Raw genomic sequence first — 20,608 nt, forward strand, 5'->3', positions numbered from 1 at the left:
TAGCCGGTCAGCAGCAGGTCAGTAGCCGGTCAGTAGCCGGTCAGTGCAGAACCACGCAACCGCGCTCTTCGAGGTCCCGCAGCAGGCCGTGCGGGACCTCGACGGCGTTCCACCGCAGATCGAGCTTCTCCAGGGCGGGCAGCTCGGCCAGCCAACCGGGCAGTTCCCGCAGTGCGTTGCCCCGCAGATCGAGCCGCCGCAGCAGCGGAAGCCCGCGCAGCGCCTCCGGCACCTCGGCGAACGCGTTCTCCCGCAGCTCCAGTTCCCGCAGCTCCCGCAGTTCGCGTACGGAGTCGGGCAGCGCCGTGAGCCGGTTGCCGCGCAGCCACAGCTCCCGCAGGGCGCCCAGCCGGCCCAGCGACGCGGGCAGCGCCTCCAGCCGGTTGTGCTGCGCCCGCAACTCCGCGAGTCCGGCCAGGTCACCGAGGGTGTCGGGCAGTGAAGTGAGCTGGTTCTCGCCGACGTTGAGGTACGCGAGCCGGGTCAGCCGGCCCAATGACGCGGGGAGTTCCGTGAGCTTGTTGTCGTGCAGGTACAGGAAGCGGTCGAGGCCGGTGAGGTCTCCCAGCTCGTCCGGGACGCGGGTGAGGAGGTTGTGGCCGACGTCGAGGGTGTGCAGGGAGGTCAGGGTGCCGATGCGGGCGGGCAGCTCTTCGAGTGCGTTCTCGGCGAGGATCAGGGAGCGCGGGGCGGGGTGTGCCCAGGTCTCCTCCGGAACGTGCCCGGACCGCGCACGCCAGTAATTGATCACGCCATTCTCGCGCACTGGGTGTCCCCCGCCCGGCCATGGGCCCGCCGAAGCCGCGCACCCGCTAATGGATGGCCGTGACCGTATCATTAGCGCGCCCCTATCATGGGCCCATGGACGCCTCGCCGCTCGCGCTGGACCTCGCCCTCACCGTCCACCACGACGGCCACGGAGGCACCACCGACGACCTCACCGAACCGGGCGGGCTGACCGCCTGGGTGCGGGAGCGGCAGGACACACTGAAAGCGGTGTGCGCACCGGCCGCGCCCTTCACCGCCGACGCGGCGTCCCTCGCCGCCGTCCGCGAGGTACGCACCGCCGTCCACGCCCTGTTCGCCCACGCCGTACGCCCCGGCGGGCCAGGACCGGCCGACGCCCACCGGCCGCTCCCGGCGGCCGACGCGGTCGCCCGGCTCAACACGGCGGCCGGCCGCGTCCCCACCGTGCCCGTCCTGCACTGGACCGAGGACGCCGAACCCGTCGTACGCCACGCGCCCGTCGGACCCGCCGCGGGCGCCGACCTGCTCGCCGCCGTGCTCGCCACCGCGGCCCTCACCTTCCTCGCGGGCCCCGACCGCGCACGCCTGCGCGCCTGCCACGCGCCGCGCTGTGTCCGGTACTTCCTGAAGGAGCACCCGCGCCAGCAGTGGTGCAAGCCGTCCTGCGGCAACCGCGCCCGCGTCGCCCGCCACCACGAACGGCACCGCACCACCGTCTGACACCGACCCCCGTCAGGCGTACGCTGAGTGGCTTGAGCGTCACGGAGCGCCCGGCCCCCCGCGCCGGACGTCCCTCCGTGGCCGGGGGGTGGCACATGGGGCAGCGCGTCCTGCGCGGAAGACGGACGCTCTTCGAACGGGAGGCCGAACTGGCCGCCGTCGACGAGGCGTTGGCGGAACTGACCGGACCGCGCGCGGACGGTGCCGAACCCCCGGACCGGCCCCACGGCGCCCTGCTCGCCTTCTCCGCCCGCGCGGGCCTCGGCAAGACGGCGCTCCTCACCGAAGTGCGCCGCCGCGCCGCCGCCCAGGGCTGCACCGTCGTGTCCGCGCGCGGCGGCGACCAGGAACAGCGCGTCGCCTTCCACGTAGCCCGCCAGCTCGTCCAGCCACAGCTCGCCGACCGGTCCGCCGCGGAACTCCAGGCGTCCCTGGGGAGTTGGTACACCATCGTCGGCCCGGCGCTCGGCCTGTGCGCACCGCCCGAACACGGCGCACCGCCCGACCCGCAGGGCCTGCGGGACGGGCTCGACTGGGTGCTCACCCATCTCGCCGTGCGGCGCGCCCCCATGGTCCTCGTCCTCGACGACGCGCACTGGGCCGACCCCGAATCCTTGGGCTGGCTCGCCGCGTTCGCCCCCCGCGCCGAACAACTCCCCCTGCTGCTCGTCGTCGCCCACCGGCCCGAGGAACTTCCCGAGCACGCCGAGTCGTTCCGCGGTCTGCCGGGCCGCGCCGGACAGCGCCCCATCGACCTCGAACCCCTCAGCGCCCCCGCCGTGGCCCGGCTGGTCCGCGAAGACGTCGGCGCCCATGCGGACGACGCGTTCTGCCGCGAGTGCTGGGCGGTCACCTCGGGCAACCCGTTCGAGGCGGTCGAACTCACCGCGAAGGTACGGGACCGGGGCCTCGACCCGACCGGCGCGGGCGCCCATCTGCTGCGGGACCTCGCGGCGGCCGTCAAGGGCAGCGGCCTGGTCGCCCGCCTCGAACGCCTCGGCACCTCCACCGTCCGCTTCGCCTGGGCCTGCGCCGTCCTCGGCACCGAGATACCGCCCGCGCTCGCCGCCGTCGTCGCCGGACTCGGCGGTGAGGACGCCGCCGACGCCGCCGACCGGCTGCGCGCCGCCCGCATCCTCACCGGCGCCGACACCCTGGAGTTCGTCCACCCGCTCATCGCGACCGCCGTGTACCGGGCCATCCCGGCCGGAATCCGCGTCGCCCTGCACGGCCAGGCCGCCTGGTGCCTCGTCAACGAGGGGCGCGGCGCCGCGGCAGCCGCCCGGCACCTCCTGGAGACCCACCCCGACGGCGACCCCTGGATCGTCGGGCAGCTCCGTGAAGCCGCCCGCGAGACGCTGCGGGCCGGCGCCCCGGACGCCGCCCGCGCCCACCTCGCCCGCGCCCTGCGCGAACCCCCGACCCCGGCCCAGCGCGCCCACGTCCTGTACGAACTGGGCTGCGCGTCCCTGCTCACCGAGCCCGCGACCACCGTCAACCACCTGCGCGCCGCCCTCGAAGAGCCCGTCGCGGAACCGGAGCTGCGCCAGGGCATCGTCTACCGGCTCTCCCAGGTACTCGCGCACAGCGACCGCCTCGCCGAGGCCTCCGACACCCTCGCCCGCGAGATCCCGCTCACCACCGACCCCAAGGTCCGGCTGCGGTTGCAGGCCGAACAGTTCATGTGGGACGCGTTCCGCGCGGACGAACCCGCGTCGCCCGCCCGCTCCCGCCGGCTGACCCGCCTCGCCGACCGGCTGCCGGGCCGCGACCTCACCGAGCGGTACGTCATCGGACTGCGCGCCTGGGACGCGACGCTGCGCGGCGAACCCGCGGACGTCGCCGTCCACCACGCCGAACGCGCCCTGGCCGGCGGGCTCGGCTGGGCGGACGTCGACCGCGGCTTCGAGGTCCCCGCGCTGACCGCGCTCACCTTCATGTACGCCGACCGGCCCGCCCGTACCGAAGAGCTGTTCGCGGCCGGTATCGCCGACTTCGAGCACCAGGGCTGGCGCGGCGCCCATCTCGCCTTCGGATACACCTTGTTGGGCTATGTCCGCTTCCGGCGCGGCCGGCTCACCAAGGCCGAGGAGTTCGCCCGCGCGGGCCTGCGCCTCGCCGAACGCGTCGGTCCGGGCGTCCCTGTCCTGTGGTACGCGGTCGGCACCCTCGTCGAGATCCTGCTCGCCCGTGGCCGGGTCGACGAGGCCGCGCGGCTCGCCGCCGACTACGCGTTCGCGGCGCCGTTCCCCGCCGCGGTCGTGTTCCCCGACGCCCAGGCCGTACGCGGTGAACTCCTCCTCGCACAGGGTCTGGTCGAGGAGGCCACGGCCGAACTCACCTCGGCGGGGCGCCGGTTGGAGGGGCGCGGCATGCGCAACCCCGCCTGGTGCCCCTGGCAGCTCCACCTCGCCCGCGCCCAGGCGCACGGCGCGCCCGAGCAGGCCGTGGCCACCGCCCGGGAGGCCGTCGACCGGGCCCGCCAGTACGGCGCCCCGTCCGCCGTCGGACAGGTCCTGCGCACCGCCGCCGAGGTGTCGCCCGCCGCCGAGCGCGTCAAGCTGCTCCGCGAGGCGGTGGAACACCTCGAACGGTCGCCCGCCGCCTACGAGTTGGCGTGCGCCCTGGTCGCCCTGGGCGGCGAACTGCGGCGCGCGGGACGCCCGGACGAGGCCGCCGAACATCTGCACCGGGGCCGCGACCTGGCCGATCGATGCGGCGCCGACGGCCTCGCGGAGCGTGCCCGCGCCGACCTCACCGCCGCCGGACCGCGCCCCCACGATCCGAGGGCCACCCCGGCCGACCCGCCCACCACCCAGGAGCACGGCCCGGCACCCGGCGAGCCGGGACCCTGATACCACTGTCTGACCTCGGGCGCCCCCGGGGCGGAACCGGGGTCGGGACACGTACCATGGCCGCATGTCCTTCCTCCGCCGACGCAGCGCCGCCACTCCCGCGGGCCCGGACTTCGACGTCCTGGCCATGGACCCGGGCGACTGGCCGGGCAACCTCGGCGCGGGGCTGCTGCCCGCGCCCGACGGCAGCTGCCAGGGCGTGTTCCTGCGCTACGACCTGTTCGGCGGGCGCGGCCCCGCGATGATCATCGGCAATCTGCCCGAGGGCTCCCCGGCCCGGGAGGTCGCCGACGGTCAGGTCCCCTTCGAGGTCGCCCAACTGCTCCTCGCCCTGGAGAACGACGAAGAAGTCACCGTCGTCGGCACCGAGGACATGCCCGTGATGCAGGGCGACAACCTGCTGATCGTGCGCCGCGTGAAGCTCTCGGAGAGCCGGATCTCCTGCGTCCAGTTCGACCGCAGCGACCAGGTGCTCGTCACCATCGCGGCCTGGGACCGCCCCATCACGGACGATCTCTACGCCCTCCTGAAGCCGCTGCCCGCGGAGCTGTTCCAGCAGGGCTGAGCGGCAGCACCCCGCACAGCACCCCGCTCACCAGACCGGGTCCTCCCCCGAGGACCCGGTCTTTGTCATGCCCCTTGTCGAATTGAGATCCGATCTCTAGCGTCTGGGGACATGCCTCCTGGGATCACGCGCAGAACCACCATGAAGACCGCCATCGGCGGCGTGGGCGCGGTCGCACTGAGCGGGACCGTGCCGGCCGGTACGGCACACGCCGTCGACCCTGCGACAGGTCAAGCCGATACATCGGATGACTTGCGGCTCTGGTACCGCACCCCGGCCGCCGACTGGGAACGCGAGGCCCTGCCCGTCGGGAACGGCGCCCTCGGCGCCATGATCTTCGGCACCCTCGCCTCCGAACACGTCCAGTTCAACGAGAAGACCCTGTGGACCGGCGGCCCCGGCTCCCGGCAGGGCTACGACCACGGCAACTGGCGCTCCCCGCGCCCCGGCGCACTCGACGCCGTACGGCGCGACCTCGACCAGCAGACCTCCCTCACCCCCGAAGCCGTCACCGCCCGCCTCGGCCAGTCCCGGGCCGGCTACGGCGCCCACCAGACCTTCGGCGACCTCCACCTGGACGTCCCCGGCGCCCCCACTACCACGCCCGCCTCGTACCGGCGCGGCCTCGACCTCGCCGACGCCGTCGCGGACGTCACCTACACCGCCGGCGGCGCCACCCACGCGCGCGAGTACTTCGCCTCGAACCCGGACGGCGTCATCGTCGGCCGCCTCGCCTCCGACCGCCCCGGCTCCGTCGGCTTCACACTGCGCTACACCTCGCCCCGCGCGGACTTCACGGCCACCGCATCGGGCGACCGGATCACCGTACGCGGCACCCTCGCCGACAACGGCCTGCGGTTCGAGGCACAGATCCGCGTACGCCACCAGGGCGGCACCCTCACCACCGGCAACGGCACCCTCACCGTGACCGGCGCCGACCACGCCTGGTTCGTCCTCGCCGCCGGCACCGACTACGCCGACACCTACCCGGCCTACCGGGGCGACGACCCCCACTCCGCCGTCACCCGGACCGTCGACGCGGCAGCCGCCCGTACGTATGCGTCCCTCCGTGACCGCCATGTCGCCGACCACCGCGCCCTGTTCGCCCGGGTCGCCCTCGACATCCGCCAGACCGTGCCCGCCGATGTGTCCACCGACCAGCTCCTCGCCCGCTACACCGGCGGACCGAGCACCGACGACCGCGCCCTGGAAGCCCTCTTCTTCCAGTACGGCCGCTACCTCCTCATCGCCTCGTCCCGGCCCGGCTCCCTGCCCGCCAACCTCCAGGGCGTGTGGAACAACAGCCCCAGCCCGCCGTGGTCCGCCGACTACCACGTCAACATCAACCTCCAGATGAACTACTGGCTCGCCGAGGCCGCCAACCTGCCCGAGACCACCGCCCCGTACGACCGTTTCGTCGAGGCGCTGCGGGCACCCGGGCGGCGGACCGCGCAGGAGATGTTCGGCGCACGCGGCTGGGTCGTCCACAACGAGACCAACCCGTACGGCTTCACCGGAGTCCACGACTGGGCGACCTCCTTCTGGTTCCCCGAGGCCGCCGCCTGGCTCACCGCCCAGATGTACGAGCACTACCGGTTCAGCGGCTCCACGGACTATCTGCGGACCACCGCGTACCCGGTGATGAAGGAGGCCGCGCAGTTCTGGCTCGACCACCTGCACACCGACCCGCGCGACGGCACTCTCGTGGTCTCGCCCAGCTACTCGCCCGAGCACGGCGACTTCACCGCCGGTGCCGCGATGTCCCAGCAGATCGTCCACGACCTGTTCACCAACACCCTGGAGGCCGCCCGCACCCTCGGTGACACGGCCGCCTTCCGCACCGAACTCGAACAGGCACTCGGCGCACTCGACCCCGGCCTGCGCATCGGCTCCTGGGGCCAGCTCCAGGAGTGGAAGACCGATCGCGACAGCCAGACCGACGACCACCGCCATGTCTCCCATCTCTACGCCCTGCACCCCGGCCGGCAGATCGAACCCGGCACCGCGTGGGCGCAGGCGGCGAAGGTGTCCCTCACCGCCCGTGGCGACGGCGGCACCGGCTGGTCCAAGGCGTGGAAGATCAACTTCTGGGCGCGGCTGCGGGACGGGGACCACGCCCACAAGATGCTCAGCGAACAGCTCAAGTCCTCGACCCTGCCGAACCTCTGGGACACCCATCCGCCGTTCCAGATCGACGGCAACTTCGGCGCCACGTCGGGCGTCGTGGAGATGCTGCTCCAGAGCCAGTTCGGCGTGATCGAGGTGCTGCCCGCACTGCCCGCGGCCTGGCCGAACGGCTCGGTGCGGGGGCTGCGCGCCAGGGGCGGCGCCACCGTCGACATCGACTGGGCGGACGGCCGCGCCACCCGCGTCGTGATCACCCCGGCCGCCACCCGCCGGCTGACCGTGCGCTGCGCACTCGTCGAGGGCGGCGAGATCACGTTCAAGGCGCGCGCGGGCCGCCGCCGCGTCTTCGACTGAGAGTCCGCCACCGCGCGACGCAAGAGGTCCGGGCCTGCCCCCGTGCAGACCCGGACCCCAGGGCCTGTCGTCAGATTCCCGTCTGCCGTGCGACGCCTGGCACGCACGCTCGCGGCGTTGCCGAAAGGCCCACGTAGCTCCGCTACGAGGACCTTCCGGCGCCTTGCGATCGCACGCACCAGACGCCGCACGGCCCGCCCTACCGGGCGAACGACGGGAATCTGACGACAGGCCCTGGCGCGCAAGCGCCCGGTTACCGGACGCGCACCACGTCGACGTCGGCCGCCCGCACATACTCCACGCGGTGACCGAACTGGATCTCGTAGTACTGGTCCGTGCCGCGCACCACACGGTGCACCGTCGTGTCGAAGGTGGGCGAGTAGAAGTACTCACCCGCCACCTTCTGCCCGACCACGTACCGCTGACCGGCGAGCAGCTTGTAGGGGAGTGCCGCGACCGCCTGGACCGGCAGTCCCGCCGGGTACGCCTCCTTCTCCGGGTAGGCACGCCCGTACACCGGAACGTCCGCCCGGCCCGCCTTCGGAGTCACCACGAGGCCCTGCGCGGGGACGGCGGTGGGCAGCTTCTTCGGGTTCTTGAACCACGCCTTCTGACCCAGGTACCAGACCGCCGTCCAGTCGCCCTGCCGCTCCGCCACCGCGTACTGCTGACCGGTGGACAGCCGTGCGCCGACGTCGTTCACGTCGATCGTCGAATCCTGGCCGCCGGGCCGCAGCCCGACGTCCTTGATCAGCGGCGCGTCGTCACTCGGCGCCGTGTGCACCCGCACCGCACCGGAGCCGTGCGGCGCGCACGGCTCGCCCGCCTTTGCGCAGCCCGTGTACGCCGGCTGGTTCTTCGCGTAGTCGGGCGCCACCGTCACCACATCGCCCTTGGCGCCCGCCGTCCGCTGGAACGGCTTGCCCATCAGGGTGAAGTAGTGCTGCCAGTCCCAGTAGGGGCCCGGGTCCGTGTGCATCCCGGGCACGTTCGCTGCGGTCGGACCGGGCACGTTGTCGTGGCCGAGGATGTGCTGACGGTCCAGCGGGATGTCGAACTTCTTCGCGAGGTACGTCACCAGCCGCGCCGACGTCCGGTACATCGCCTCCGTGTACCAGGCGTCCGGGTTCGCGAGGAAACCCTCGTGCTCGATACCGACCGAGTGGGCGTTGACGTACCAGTTGCCCGCGTGCCAGCCGACGTCCTTCGTCTTCACATGTTGTGCGATGTGCCCGTCCGTGGACCGGATGGTGTAGTGCCACGCCAGATACGTCGGGTCCTGCACCAGCTTCACCGAGACGTCCCAGGACCCCTCGGTGTCGTGCACCACGATGGCGTCGATGCTCTGGTCCTTCGGGCGGTCCGCCAGATCGTGGTTGCCGTAGTCCCCTTCGCCGAACTCCTCGTACGGCGCTGGAATCCACTCGCAGGCCACCGTCGCCGGGCACTCCGTCGCACCCTCGGCCGCCTGCCGCAGCCCCGCCGTCCGCAGCTGCGCGGCGTCCGGCCGCAGGCCGGGCTCCGGCGCGAGGGTGATCCGCTGCCCGCTGTCGGTGGTGCGCTCGGCGCCGTCCCGGACCACCGCGAACACGTCGTTCGCGTAGATCGCGGCCGTGGCGCTGTCATCGGCGCCGGAGAACGCGGCGACCGCCCCGTACCAGTCCGCCGGATCGCCGCTGAGCGGCTTCCCGAGCCGCTTCTGCGCGTCCGCGAGCAGCGCCGCGCCACCGCGCACGTTCGCCGCCGGGTCCTCGCGCAGCTCGGCCGCCGGCAGTCCCGTGAGCCGGGCCGCCTTCGTCAACGTCTTCAGGCGAGCGGGCAGTTGGGACGGCTCGGGCACCTCCGCCGTGGGCACGAGCGCGGGCCGCGACCCGTCGCCGCGCGAATCCTCGGCGCCCTCACTGTGGTGCTGCGCCCCCGCGAGCGCGGTCCGCGCGTCCGTGAGATGCATCGGGCCGTAGCCCCCGGTCACGCTGGGCGCGCCCGCGTGCCCGTCCCAGCGCGACTGGAGGTACGACACACCGAGCAGCACGCTCTGCGGTACGTGGTAAGTGGCGGCGGCGGACGCGAACGCGCGCTGGAGGCTTGCCGTCGGGGCGGCGCCGGGTGCGGAGGGCGCCTGCGCTCCGGACGGCGCGGCGCCGAGAAGGGGCAGCAGCAGCGCGGCCGACGCCACCACCCCCGCCGTCCGGTGCGACCGGCTGCGTACGGCCGGTGTGCGGTCAGTGGCGGATCCTCGCAAAGCGTGCCTCCCGGACGGTAGAGCGCGATGGGGCGTGCGAGCCGGACGGGGTCAGTGGTATCGGCTCGCAGACGATCCGTCAATCATGCCCAGGAAAAGGAAGTTCGCACGTCAGGCCGGGTCGGAGCGGGGTTTCGCGATGGCGGTGACACCGCCTGCGGCGCGTCAGTGGAGTGGACCAATGTCCGGACGGTCACGGCCACTTGGCACCGGGCCGGCTCCGGCACACGAGTGCGGGTGTACGGGGGCCGAGCGGACGCGGTCCACCTGTTCGGGGGATGCGCTCTCGTCGGAACGCGGCGATCCGTGGTGCGCCGAAGTTTCCCGCGCACCACGGATCCGTACTCCCCGTCAGACCGCCTCCGTCAGCGGGTGCCGACCGCCGCACGCACCGCCTTGCGGGCCATCTGGCAGTCGTCGTGCAGCCGCCTCAGCAGCAGCCGCTGCTCCTCACCGGACGGCGCGCCACCGGCGGGCGCCGGGGCCGCCGGGGCCGTGTCCTGGAGCGAACGCTGCACGGCCGTCTCGTAGGTCCTGATCTCACGTGTCAGCACCAGCATCAGATTCACCAGGAACGCGTCACGCGACGCGGGACCCGCGTGCTGTGCGAGCTGGCTGATCTGCCGCCGCGCCATCGGCGCGTCACCGAGCACGGCCCACAGCGTCGCCAGGTCGTAACCCGGCAGATACCAGCCCGCGTGCTCCCAGTCGACCAGGACGGGACCGGCCGGCGAGAGCAGCATGTTCGACAGGAGCGCGTCCCCGTGACAGAACTGGAGCCGGACGCCCTGACGGCCCGACGACTGCGCCACACCGTGCAACAGCTTCTGGAGGTCGCCCAGATCACGGTCGGTGAGCAGCCCCAGCTCGTGATACCGCGACATCCGGGACACGTAGTCCAGCGGCCTGCCGAACGTGCCCTCCGGCGGCTGCCACTGATTCAGCCGGCAGATCGCGGCGAGCGCGGTGCGGACGTCGGCGCGCGGCGGGGCCTCCACCGGGTGCCGCTGCAACGCGGCGACCCGCCCCGGCATCCGCTCGATCACCAGCGTGCAGTTGTCCGGATCCGCGGCGATCAGCCGCGGCACCCGCACCGGCGGGCGGTGCCGGACGAACGAGCGGTACGTGGCTATTTCGTGCCTGCTGTGCTCGGCCCACACAGGCGACTGATCCAGTAAACACTTGGCGACGGCGGTGCTGCGCCCTGTCGTTCCGACGAGCAGCACGGAGCGTCCGCTCCGCCGCAGCACCTGCACCGGGCTGAACTCCGGGCAGATGCGGTGCACCGACGCGAGCGCCGTGCGCAACTGCGCGCCCTGGGGGCCGGACAAGTCGATTCTCCCGCTGAGCGGTTGGGTGCCGGGCCCGGTCACACGCCGCGCCCGCCCCGTGCCGAGCGCGGAGCGCGCGGGGTCGAGGTAGGGGCCGCCGCCCGGGGGCGGGACCACCTCGCGCGCCCTGGCCGGGGTGCGCGGAGCGGCGGTGTGCTGGGGCCGGGGAGGGGCGGACACGGAGGACGACGCTGCGTACATGGGCGAAACAGATCCCTTCGTGTGCCGGCAGTTTGCTGTGCGCCTCCCCGCCCGGCGGCCCTGGGTTCACCCTGGGGAGTGTTCTTACGGCCGCCGGGTCGGGGTGGCGCTTTCCTACCTGACACCCGATGCCGACTGGCACACCATCTGGCGGACCCTGGCGAACCGTGGCGAATAGTCGCGCAGCAACTGCCGCCCCTGTTCACGGGTCTAGTGTCGAACCAGCCGAGAACCTGGGGGCTTGACGTGAGCGGACAACCCAACACCCGCCTTTCCGACCTGTTCGGCCTGACCGGCTGGTCGAAGGGCGAACTCGCGAGAATGGTCAACCGGCAGGCGACGGCCATGGGCCACCCGCAGCTGGCGACCGACACCTCACGGGTGCGGCGGTGGGTCGACACGGGAGAGATCCCGCGCGACCCGGTACCGCGGGTGCTGGCGGCGCTGTTCACCGAGCGACTCGGCCGTGTCGTGACCATCGAGGACCTCGGTCTGGTCCGGCACGGGCGTCCCGGAAAGAGGCGCGCCGGCGGGAGTGTGGAGCATCCCGACGGTGTGCCGTGGGCGCCCGAGCGGACGGCCGCGGTCCTCACCGAATTCACGGGAATGGACCTCATGCTCAACCGACGCGGCTTGGTGGGCGCGGGTGCCGCGCTCGCCGCCGGCTCCGCACTCAGCAGCGCCATGCACGACTGGCTGCACACCGATCCGGGCCTCATGGCCGACGCTCCCCGCACCGACGATCCCCTCTCCGCCACAGGCACCGCCGACCCCGCCGGGTTCGACCGCTACGAGGCCGCCCCCATCGGGTCCCAGGAGATCGAGGAGCTGGAGCGTTCGGTCGAGGTGTTCCGGGCCTGGGACGCTGCCCGCGGCGGCGGCCTGCAACGCAAGGCGGTGGTGGGCCAGCTCAACGAAGTGGGCGGCATGCTCTCCTACCGCCACCCCGACCATCTTCAGCGGCGCCTGTGGGGCGTCGCCGCCAATCTCGCCGTCCTCGCGGGCTGGATGTCCCACGACGTCGGCCTCGAACCCACGGCCCAGAAGTACTTCGTCATCGCCGCGCACGCGGCCCGTGAGGGCGGCGACCGGCCGCGCGCCGGGGAGGCCCTGTCACGGGCCGCCCGCCAGATGGTGCACCTGGGCCGGCCCGACGACGCACTCGACCTGATGAAACTCGCCAAGTCCGGCTCCGGTGAGGAGACCCTGCCGCGTACCCGGGCGATGCTCTACACCATCGAGGCGTGGGCGCAGGCGTCGATGGGACGTGGTCAGGCCATGCGCCGCACCCTCGGGCACGCGGAGGACCTCTTCGTGTCCGACAAGGGTGATGTCCCGCCGCCGAGTTGGATGCAGATGTTCGACGAGGCGGATCTGCACGGGATGCAGGCCCTGGCCTACCGCACCCTCGCCGAGCACGAACCGGCGGCGGCGAACACCGCGCAGCGTCATGCGAAGGAGGCCCTGGAACTGCGGGCGGGTGGCCGGCAGCGGTCCCAGATCTTCGACTACATCTCGCTGGCCTCGGCCTGCTTCATCGCGGACGACCCCGAACAGGCCGATCGGTACGCGCGGCTGGCCCTGGTGTCGATGGGGGACAACTCCTCGCACCGCACCTGGGACCGGCTGCGGGAGATGTACCGGCTGACCGGGCAGTTCTCGGACTATCCGAAGATCGAGGATCTGCGCGAGGAGATCGAGTTCGCGCTGCCGAAGACCGTCGGGAAGTCAAAGGGAGGCCGGGCACAGGCGTAACGGCGCCCGGATTCCCTTCCGCGGTGTCCGGGGTGTAGTCCCGGGTGTCGTTCAGTCGGTGACGCGTGCGATCAGGACGCAGGCGTCGTCCTCCCGTTCGGTCTCACCGAACTCCTCGACCACCGTCTCCACGCACTCCTGGACGGTGTCGGCCTCGGCGAACCGGGGTGCCAGCGCGAGGAGCCGGAGCTGTGCGGCGATGCCGGCGCGCCGGGGGACCAGTCCGTCGGTGTGGAACAGCAGGAGATCGCCGGGCTCCAGGGTCTCTTCGGCCTGCTCGTAGACGGCGCCGGTGGTGGCTCCGAGGAGTACGCCGGCCGGTGGCGGCAGCGCGCACCCCGTTCCGTTGCGGAAGAGCAGCGGGGCGGGGTGTCCTGCCTGTGCCCAGACGAGGGTGCGGGTCTCGGGCCGGTAGCGGCAGCAGACGGCGCTGCCCAGGGCGGGCTGGACGGACGCGTCGAGCAACTGGTTGAGCCAGCCCATGAGTTCACCGGGCCTGGCCCCCGCGACCGCCATGCCGCGCAGCGCGCCGAGCAGCATCGCCATGCCCGAGGTGACGGTCACTCCGTGCCCGGTGAGGTCGCCGACGCTCAACAGGACCTCGCCGTCGGGGAGTTCCAGCGCGTCGTACCAGTCGCCGCCGATCAGGGCGCTCACCGACGAGGGCAGATAGCGGGCCGACAGGTCGAGCGTGTCGGGGCCGCCGCGCGGGATCCGCAGGGGGCCGCGCCAGGGTGGAAGTACGGCCTCCTGGAGCTCCACCGCGAGCCGGTGCTCGGTCTGCGCGATGTGCTGCCCGCGCTGGAGCGTGTCACGACTCTCGCTCACCGCGTGCTCGCTGCGGCGCAGCTCGCTGACGTCCCGCAGGACGGCCCACATCGAGGCGGTGCTGCCGTCGGCGTCGAGTACCGGTTCACCCATCATGTGCACGGTCCGCAGGCTGCCGTCGGCGCGCGCGACCCGGAACTCGCCGTCGATCGGCTTTCCGTCGATGAGGCAGTCCGTCACCATCGTGGTCAGCATCCGCTGGTCGTCGGCGTGCACGAGGGACGGCAGTTCGTCGAGGGTGAGCGGGGGAGCGGCGGGGTCCCGGCCGAGGATCTGGAACAGCTCACCGGACCAACTGGCCTCGTCCGTCAGGAGGTTCCACTCGGCGGTGCCGACCCGGCTGAGGAGGGAGCCGCGCAGCGGCTCGGGCACCGAGGTGGCGCGGGGGGCGGGGACGGGTGGACGGGGCGTCAGGGGCGGTGGGCCGTCGCGGAGTTGGGCGAGATGCTCGTCCAGATCGTTGAGCTGATGCATCGCCAGATCGCACAACGCGCGCTGCCAGCGGCCCTCTTCACCGTCCTGCGGGGACGACTCGCGGCGCACCGCGTCGACATCTCCGCGCAGTCGGCGGGTCTGCGTGATCAGTGAGTCGACCGTGCCGCGCGGGGACGGCTGGTCGGCTGAGGGGTCCGCAGAGACATGGGACGGCATGACCTACTCCGGGGAAGGAACGGTACGACCAAGAGCAAGGGAAGGGCCGGTTATGACTGTCGCACAGCCCGGCAGGCGCTGTAAGCGATTTGGCAACACACGATTCGGTGGTGCTTCTGGCATATGCCTGCGGCTTCCGGGGAGGGGGTGGGGGAGCCGTGTGACGGGTCGACGCACAAGACATCCGCTGTGACACAGGTCACAATAATGCATGGCGGAGTCCGCGGAACACACGGCGCCGCAGGGGGTCGTAGGGAGAGGTAAGTGACCTGGAAAACGGAAGCCAGAAGACCAAGAAGATGATGTTCGTGACCTTGCACCAGCCGGCCAGAGCCCGTCTGATCACGCCCGAGCGTCAGGAGCGTGACCTCACAGTGACGCTGCGCTACGACGCCGACGATCCGCTGGCCGTGCAGGTGGTGTTCCCCGTCGAGGTGTCCCCGAATGACACCGAGGTCATCTGGACCTTCGGCCGTGAACTTCTGGAGAAGGGCCTGCGTATCCCGACGGGCTGCGGCGACGTGCACATCTGGCCGTGCGGCAGGGCCCGGACGGTCCTGGAGGTGCACGCCCCCGAGGGCATGGCTCTGGTGCAGTTCGACGAGGCCGTCCTGCGCCGCTTCCTGCGGCGTACGTACACCGCCGTGCCCGCGGGTCAGGAGGACCTGGGTCCGGCCGTCGAACGCGGTCTGTCCGCGCTGTTCGCGTAGGAGGCTTGTTCGTCCATCCTCGCCGATACCCCCCGAACGCAGGCATGACGCCGCGGCAACCCTCTGAGATGATCGGCCGGGGGGTGCGTCCATGGGGTCGTCGGAGCAGCCGCAACAAGCAGTTGTCGTACCGGTGTTGGAGTCACGTATCGCGCTGGAGTGGGGGTGCGTCCTGCTCGTCGTCGGGGTCGTGACAGCCCCCGCGCTCGCCCTGCCCCTCGGACTTCTCGACGAACCCCTGCTGTTCTGCCTGACCCCCGTCGCCGTCGGCATCCTGCTGCACTTCGGACTGCGCCGCCGCTTCGTCGTCCGCGTGGACGACTCCGGCGTCACCGTCGTCCGCCCGTGGAAGAGCCGCCATGTGCCCTGGAGCCAGATACGCGGCCTGTGCGTGCAGCGGCACCACACCGGCTCCGTCGAGGACGGCGACTGGTGGAAGATCCGCCTCGTCGCCGAGCGGCCGGGCGCGGGTGCCGTGCACGGGCCCGTCATCGTCGCCCTCGACGCACCGCACACCGCCCCCGACCGGCTCACCCCCGCCGAGCACGCCCGGCTGGCGCGCCACGGCCTCGTCTTCGCCCAGTTCACCGCCCGCGACCTGGGCCTGACGGGACACCCCGCGCCGTGCGACGACGAGGTGGCGTACATGGAGCGGGCGCTCGCCCTGTGCGGAGGCGGGGGCGAAGGAGCGCTCGGCCGCTGACGTGGCTGCGTCGGTGGGGCGGCTCGTCTGCTCCGTTCAGGCGGCCCCGGCGCGCGTACGGGTCCCCGGGGCGGGCCACCGGGAAGGCATGGCCTCGACCCCCCGTACGTCCGCGTCGGCCCACCCCGGACCGCGCGGCCAGCCCCTGGGAGACGAGAACGATGACGTCCCGACCCAGGACCGCCGAGTCCGGCGGCCCCGAACGCAGCAGCACTCCGTCCGGCAGCGGCACCCCGACCGACGGCGGAGGCCCCGCGGGTGCGCGGCCCGCCGTCCGCGCCTGGGCGGTGGAGGATCTGCCCGCCCTGGAGTTCGACCCGCTGCTGTACGAGGTGCTGCACGGCGAGCGGATCGCCCGGATCAGGCTGCCGTACGCCGATCAGCACGAGGCCTGGCTCGTGACCCGCTACCAGGACGTCAAGGACGTCACCTCCGACCCCCGGTTCAGCCGTACCGAGCTGGTCGAGCAGACCGTGACGGGCATGTCCGGCCACCGGGTCGCCTCGACGGTCGGGCTCAACTACGCCGACCCGCCGTACCACACCCACCTCCGCAAGATCGTGCAGAAGGCGTTCACGGGACAGCACATGAAGCGGCTGCGGCCCCTCGCGCAGGAGACCTGCGACAGCTTCCTCGACGCGATGGAACGGCAGGGCTCGCCGGCCGACCTGATGGAGAGTCTGCACGCGCGGATGCCGCTCGCCGTCGTCTGCGACCTGCTCGGAGTGGAGCGCGCCGAGCGGGACGGTCTGCTCGGCTGGGGCGACATCATCCTCTCCATGACCACGCCGGAAAAGGGGAACGCGGCGAAGGCGCACGTACGCGAGTTCATCGTGGGTCTGCTGCGCAGCCGTCGTGGGCTGGAGTCGGACGATCTCACAGGGGTGCTGGTGGAGGCGATCGACGCCGGTGACCTCAGCGAGGACGAGGCGGTGTCCCTGGCCACCGCGATCCTCGTCAGCGGGGCCCACGCGGTGCGCTACAACAGCGCCAACATGGTGTACATGCTGCTGACGCGCCCCGACCTCATGGCCCGGCTGCGCGAACGCCCCGAGACGCTGCCGCAGGCCCTGGACGAACTCATCCGGCACATCCCGCACCGCAACGGCGTCGGGCTGCCGCGTATCGCCACCGAGGATGTCGAGATGGGCGGTGTGGTGATCCGCGCGGGTGAGGCCGTCTACGCCTCCTACCTCGCCGCCAACCGCGACCCCGAGGTCTTCGAGGACCCGGACACCGTCGACTTCGGCCGCGAGGGCGTCGCCCACCTCTCCTTCGGCCACGGACCCCACCACTGCATGGGCGCGATGCTGGCCCGGATGGAGTCCGAGGTCATGGTCGGCAGCCTCCTCGCCCGCTTCCCCGACCTGCGGCTCGCGGGACCGGCGACCGAGACGGAGTTCCAGAGCAAGGGGTTCATCCGGGGGCCGAAGACCCTCGTCGTCGCCTGGTGAATCGGAGGAGGACCGGCCCCGGACGTCGGCGCCGTCGGCTCAGGGCGCCGTCCTGCCGCGCGGCTTCGGCTTCGGTATACCCGGCAGGTCGGTCGGGTCCGCGAGGTCGGTCGGGTCGCCGGGATCCGAGTCGCTGAGCAGGCCGAACGCATGGAGGAGATCGGCGGCGCTGGGGGTCTCGGGGGTGCCGGGCGGGGCGTCGGATGTGCCGGGCCGGTCGGACGGTTCGGCGGGCTCGGTCGGCTCGCCCGGAGCGGGGGCGCTCGGGGGCGCCGCAGTGATCGACGGGGCCTGCCGGTCGGGCTGTGCGTCCGACGTCGGCAGGGGTGTCGGTGCCGCCCGCTCAAGGAAGCGGAGCAGTTCGACGGGGAAGGGGAGCACCAGTGTCGAGTTCTTCTCGGCGGCGACCGCGACCACGGTCTGGAGCAGCCGGAGCTGGAGCGCCGCGGGCTGCTCGGACATCTGCGCGGCGGCCTCGGCGAGCTTCTTGGACGCCTGGAGTTCGGCGTCGGCGTTGATGACGCGCGCCCGCCGCTCACGGTCGGCCTCGGCCTGCCGCGCCATCGACCGTTTCATCGTCTCGGGCAGGGACACGTCCTTGATCTCCACCCGGTCGATCTGGACGCCCCAGCCGATGGCCGGGCTGTCGATCATCAGTTCAAGCCCCTGGTTGAGCTTCTCCCGGTTGGACAGCAGATCGTCCAGGTCGCTCTTGCCGATGATGGACCGCAGCGAGGTCTGCGCCATCTGCGAGACCGCGAAACGGTAGTCCTCGACCTCGATGATGGCGTTCGCCGCGTCGACCACCTTGAAGTAGACGACCGCGTCGACCCGTACCGTTACGTTGTCCCGGGTGATGCCTTCCTGGGCGGGCACCGGCATCGTGACGATCTGCATGTTGACCTTACGCAGCCGGTCGACGAACGGGACGATCATGGTGAATCCCGGACCGCGCACGCCACCGTGCAACTGCCCGAGGCGGAAGACCACGCCTCGTTCGAACTGCTTGACCACACGTGCGGCACTCGCGGCGTAGACACCGGCCACCGAGACGAGCGCGATGCCCGATGTGATCAGCTCCTGGACCATGAGGGCCCCCTGACGTCGAGCCTTGCTCCCTCCAGGATATGCCTCGAATGTCCGGTCCGAACGGGGTCGTGGCCGCCGTTCGGACAGGTGCGGAAAGTGGCGCCCGGGGCTTACACGCAGAGGGCCGACGAGGTCGGCAGGAGCGCCATCATCGCGCGGGCCGCGGGGCTCGTCGCCTCCTCGTGCGGCAGCACCGCCACCGTGCGGTATCTGGCCCCGGCGGGGTCGTCCAGGGGGCGCGCGACCAGGCCGCCGGCCTCGGGTTTACGGGTGAAATGGCGCGGGACGACCGCGATGCCGAGACCTTCGTGGACCAGCTCCAGCAGGCTGTGCACGTCATTGACCTCCAGGGTCACCGTGCGTCGCACCCCCGCCGCGTCGAACGCCGCGTCCGTGGTCCTGCGCGGGCCCCAGTCCTCGTGGAAGTCGACGAACGCCTCGTCGGCGAGGTCACGCGGAGCGACGACGACCGGGGCTACTGACGCGCCCGACGTCCCGGCCGCCCCCGGTGCCTCCAGCGCGGCACGCCCCGCGCCCCCCAGCCGGTGCCCGGGATGACACAGCACCGCCATCGGCTCCTCGGTCAGCGGCACCATCCGTACCGGCCCCACCGCCCCACCCCCCGCGACGGCGAACGCGAGGTCGAGCCGTCCCGCCGCGACTTCCTCGACCAGTAGCCCGGACCCCGCCTGCCGCAGCCGGATCTCCACCTCCGGATGGCGGGCCCGGAACCCGGCGAGGAGCTTCCCCACGGGCACCCCCGCGATGCACTGCTCGGTCCCCAGGGCGAGCCGGCCCCGCAGCACCCCTTGCACCGCGGCCACCGCCGCCTCGGCGGCCCGCACCCCCGCGAGGACCCGTTCGGCCTCGCCCAGCAGCGCGCGCCCGGCCTCGGTGAGCGTCACCTGCCGTGTGGTGCGGACGAACAGGGGTGCCCGCAGCTCCCGTTCGAGCGCGCGGATCGATGCCGAAAGCCCCGACTGGGACACCATCAGCCGCTCGGCGGCCCGGGTGAAGTGCTGGTCCTCGGCGACGGCCACGAAGTGCTGGAGATGGCGCAGTTCCATGCGCGCAGCGTAGTCAGGCTCCCCACGGACTCAGAAGCCGGAGTGCTGAATCGGATCCGATTCGCCTGTTGGACCGCTCGCGGCCCGAGAGGAAGACTTGTCGCGACGATCACCCTTCGTGGCCGACTCCTCGCGCCCCCACTACCCATGCCCGTCCGAGCCGCCCCCCGAATTCCCGGAGCACACCGTGTACATCGCCCACCCCGACCGCTACGCGGACATGCCCTACCGCCGCACCGGACGCAGCGGTCTCAAGCTGCCTGCCCTCTCCCTGGGCATGTGGCACAACTTCGGCCCCGACCGGACCGCCGAGACGCAGCGGGCGATCCTGCGGCGCGCGCTCGACCTCGGCGTCACGCATGTCGACCTCGCCAACAACTACGGGCCGCCGCCCGGCGCCGCCGAGTCGGCGTTCGGCGACGCCCTGCGCGCGGACCTGCGCCCGTACCGCGACGAGCTGATCGTGTCGACCAAGGCCGGCTACCTCATGTGGCCGGGCCCGTACGGCGAATGGGGCTCGCGGAAGTATCTGCTGTCCTCGCTCGACCAGAGCCTCGGCCGCCTCGGCCTCGACTACGTCGACATCTTCTACTCGCACCGCTTCGACCCTCAGACGCCCCTGGAGGAGACCATGGGTGCCCTGCACTCCGCGGTCCAGCAGGGCAAGGCGCTGTACGTGGGTGTCTCCAACTACTCGCCCGAGCAGACCCGCGAAGCGGCCCGTGTCCTCGGCGAGCTGGGCACCCCGCTGCTCATCCACCAGCCCCGCTACTCGCTCCTCGACCGGCACATCGAGGACGGCCTGCTGGACACGCTCGCCGAACTACAGGTCGGCTCGATCGCCTACTCGCCGCTGGAGCAGGGCCTGCTCACGGGCCGCTACCTCAAGGGCATTCCGGCCGGTTCACGCGCGGCGGGGGACAGCCCGTTCCTCACCGAGGAGAAGGTCACGGACGATCTCGTACGCAGGCTGCGCGCGCTGGACGTCCTGGCGAAGGACCGGGGGCAGACGCTGGCACAGCTCGCGCTCGCCTGGGTGCTGCGCAACGTCACATCGGCCGTCATCGGCGCGAGCAGCACCGAACAGCTCCAGGACAGTGTCGCCGCCGTGCGGAACCTCGACTTCGAGGCGGCCGAGCTGGAGCGGATCGACGCCCTGGTGAACGGGCCGCTGCCGTCCTGAGCAGGTCCTGACCGGGGCCGGACGGT

Annotated in this window: 15 protein-coding genes; 9 read left to right on the plus strand and 6 right to left on the minus strand. The window is 72.3% G+C overall.

Annotated features, from left to right (window positions below):
• Nucleotides 1-40 precede the first annotated feature (40 nt).
• Nucleotides 41-766 (minus strand): leucine-rich repeat domain-containing protein, encoded by a 726-nt coding sequence (locus ACIQNU_RS09965; protein WP_401363527.1) that lies wholly within the window; start codon nt 764-766, stop codon nt 41-43.
• A gap of 95 nt (nt 767-861) precedes the next feature.
• On the opposite strand from ACIQNU_RS09965, the gene ACIQNU_RS09970 reads away from it, so the two are divergent.
• The 4 genes from ACIQNU_RS09970 (at nt 862) to ACIQNU_RS09985 (ending at nt 7,368) form a co-directional block, all read left to right on the plus strand.
• Entirely contained in the window at nt 862-1,467 is a 606-nt protein-coding gene (locus ACIQNU_RS09970; protein ID WP_401363528.1) for a CGNR zinc finger domain-containing protein, read from the plus strand.
• Nucleotides 1,468-1,562: 95 nt separating this feature from the next.
• Nucleotides 1,563-4,322: an ATP-binding protein gene (locus ACIQNU_RS09975; RefSeq protein WP_401364236.1), complete on the plus strand. Its 2,760-nt coding sequence runs from the start codon at nt 1,563-1,565 to the stop codon at nt 4,320-4,322.
• Between the two features lie 64 nt (nt 4,323-4,386).
• Nucleotides 4,387-4,887: a hypothetical protein gene (locus ACIQNU_RS09980; RefSeq protein WP_401363531.1), complete on the plus strand. Its 501-nt coding sequence runs from the start codon at nt 4,387-4,389 to the stop codon at nt 4,885-4,887.
• A 141-nt stretch (nt 4,888-5,028) separates the two neighbouring features.
• On the plus strand, nt 5,029-7,368 hold the full coding sequence (locus ACIQNU_RS09985; protein WP_401364239.1) for a glycosyl hydrolase family 95 catalytic domain-containing protein: 2,340 nt from the start codon (nt 5,029-5,031) through the stop codon (nt 7,366-7,368).
• Nucleotides 7,369-7,621: 253 nt separating this feature from the next.
• Here ACIQNU_RS09985 and ACIQNU_RS09990 read toward each other — a convergent pair whose 3' ends face one another.
• Together ACIQNU_RS09990 and ACIQNU_RS09995 are read right to left on the minus strand one after the other, a co-directional pair.
• Nucleotides 7,622-9,610, minus strand: coding sequence for an N-acetylmuramoyl-L-alanine amidase (locus ACIQNU_RS09990; protein WP_401363533.1), 1,989 nt, complete (start codon nt 9,608-9,610; stop codon nt 7,622-7,624).
• Between the two features lie 365 nt (nt 9,611-9,975).
• On the minus strand, nt 9,976-11,142 hold the full coding sequence (locus ACIQNU_RS09995; protein ID WP_401363536.1) for an aminoglycoside phosphotransferase family protein: 1,167 nt from the start codon (nt 11,140-11,142) through the stop codon (nt 9,976-9,978).
• Between the two features lie 246 nt (nt 11,143-11,388).
• On the opposite strand from ACIQNU_RS09995, the gene ACIQNU_RS10000 reads away from it, so the two are divergent.
• Nucleotides 11,389-12,897, plus strand: a complete 1,509-nt coding sequence (locus ACIQNU_RS10000) for a hypothetical protein (protein ID WP_401363539.1) — start codon at nt 11,389-11,391, stop codon at nt 12,895-12,897.
• Between the two features lie 51 nt (nt 12,898-12,948).
• Here ACIQNU_RS10000 and ACIQNU_RS10005 read toward each other — a convergent pair whose 3' ends face one another.
• Nucleotides 12,949-14,376 (minus strand): PP2C family protein-serine/threonine phosphatase, encoded by a 1,428-nt coding sequence (locus ACIQNU_RS10005; protein ID WP_401363542.1) that lies wholly within the window; start codon nt 14,374-14,376, stop codon nt 12,949-12,951.
• Between the two features lie 302 nt (nt 14,377-14,678).
• Here ACIQNU_RS10005 and ACIQNU_RS10010 point away from each other — a divergent pair, with 302 nt between their 5' ends.
• The 3 genes from ACIQNU_RS10010 to ACIQNU_RS10020 all read left to right on the plus strand — a co-directional run bounded on the left by ACIQNU_RS10010 (nt 14,679) and on the right by ACIQNU_RS10020 (nt 17,243).
• A complete protein-coding gene (locus ACIQNU_RS10010; RefSeq protein WP_401364242.1) occupies nt 14,679-15,086 on the plus strand; it encodes an SsgA family sporulation/cell division regulator in 408 nt (135 codons plus the stop codon).
• A gap of 91 nt (nt 15,087-15,177) precedes the next feature.
• Nucleotides 15,178-15,789, plus strand: a complete 612-nt coding sequence (locus tag ACIQNU_RS10015; RefSeq protein ID WP_401363545.1) for a PH domain-containing protein — start codon at nt 15,178-15,180, stop codon at nt 15,787-15,789.
• A gap of 161 nt (nt 15,790-15,950) precedes the next feature.
• A complete protein-coding gene (locus ACIQNU_RS10020) occupies nt 15,951-17,243 on the plus strand; it encodes a cytochrome P450 (RefSeq protein ID WP_401363548.1) in 1,293 nt (430 codons plus the stop codon).
• Between the two features lie 39 nt (nt 17,244-17,282).
• Here the strand turns inward: ACIQNU_RS10020 and ACIQNU_RS10025 are convergent, their stop codons facing one another.
• Together ACIQNU_RS10025 and ACIQNU_RS10030 are read right to left on the minus strand one after the other, a co-directional pair.
• Nucleotides 17,283-18,332: an SPFH domain-containing protein gene (locus ACIQNU_RS10025; protein WP_401363551.1), complete on the minus strand. Its 1,050-nt coding sequence runs from the start codon at nt 18,330-18,332 to the stop codon at nt 17,283-17,285.
• A gap of 110 nt (nt 18,333-18,442) precedes the next feature.
• A complete protein-coding gene (locus ACIQNU_RS10030; RefSeq protein ID WP_401363553.1) occupies nt 18,443-19,399 on the minus strand; it encodes a LysR substrate-binding domain-containing protein in 957 nt (318 codons plus the stop codon).
• 187 nt (nt 19,400-19,586) lie between these two features.
• On the opposite strand from ACIQNU_RS10030, the gene ACIQNU_RS10035 reads away from it, so the two are divergent.
• On the plus strand, nt 19,587-20,582 hold the full coding sequence (locus tag ACIQNU_RS10035) for an aldo/keto reductase (RefSeq protein WP_401364244.1): 996 nt from the start codon (nt 19,587-19,589) through the stop codon (nt 20,580-20,582).
• Nucleotides 20,583-20,608 lie beyond the last annotated feature (26 nt).

The sequence above is a fragment of the Streptomyces sp. NPDC091292 genome (assembly GCF_044757265.1).
Taxonomy (GTDB): Bacteria; Actinomycetota; Actinomycetes; order Streptomycetales; family Streptomycetaceae; genus Streptomyces.

Excerpts from the sequence above, each read along its gene's own strand:
- ACIQNU_RS10020 (WP_401363548.1), top strand. The coding sequence starts at position 15,951 with ATGACGTCCCGACCCAGGACCGCCGAGTCCGGCGGCCCCGAACGCAGC.
- ACIQNU_RS10005 (WP_401363542.1), bottom strand. The coding sequence starts at position 14,376 with ATGCCGTCCCATGTCTCTGCGGACCCCTCAGCCGACCAGCCGTCCCCG.
- ACIQNU_RS09985 (WP_401364239.1), top strand. The coding sequence starts at position 5,029 with ATGAAGACCGCCATCGGCGGCGTGGGCGCGGTCGCACTGAGCGGGACC.
- ACIQNU_RS09995 (WP_401363536.1), bottom strand. The coding sequence starts at position 11,142 with ATGTACGCAGCGTCGTCCTCCGTGTCCGCCCCTCCCCGGCCCCAGCAC.
- ACIQNU_RS09975 (WP_401364236.1), top strand. The coding sequence starts at position 1,563 with ATGGGGCAGCGCGTCCTGCGCGGAAGACGGACGCTCTTCGAACGGGAG.
- ACIQNU_RS10015 (WP_401363545.1), top strand. The coding sequence starts at position 15,178 with ATGGGGTCGTCGGAGCAGCCGCAACAAGCAGTTGTCGTACCGGTGTTG.
- ACIQNU_RS09970 (WP_401363528.1), top strand. The coding sequence starts at position 862 with ATGGACGCCTCGCCGCTCGCGCTGGACCTCGCCCTCACCGTCCACCAC.
- ACIQNU_RS10030 (WP_401363553.1), bottom strand. The coding sequence starts at position 19,399 with ATGGAACTGCGCCATCTCCAGCACTTCGTGGCCGTCGCCGAGGACCAG.
- ACIQNU_RS10025 (WP_401363551.1), bottom strand. The coding sequence starts at position 18,332 with ATGGTCCAGGAGCTGATCACATCGGGCATCGCGCTCGTCTCGGTGGCC.
- ACIQNU_RS10010 (WP_401364242.1), top strand. The coding sequence starts at position 14,679 with ATGTTCGTGACCTTGCACCAGCCGGCCAGAGCCCGTCTGATCACGCCC.
- ACIQNU_RS09980 (WP_401363531.1), top strand. The coding sequence starts at position 4,387 with ATGTCCTTCCTCCGCCGACGCAGCGCCGCCACTCCCGCGGGCCCGGAC.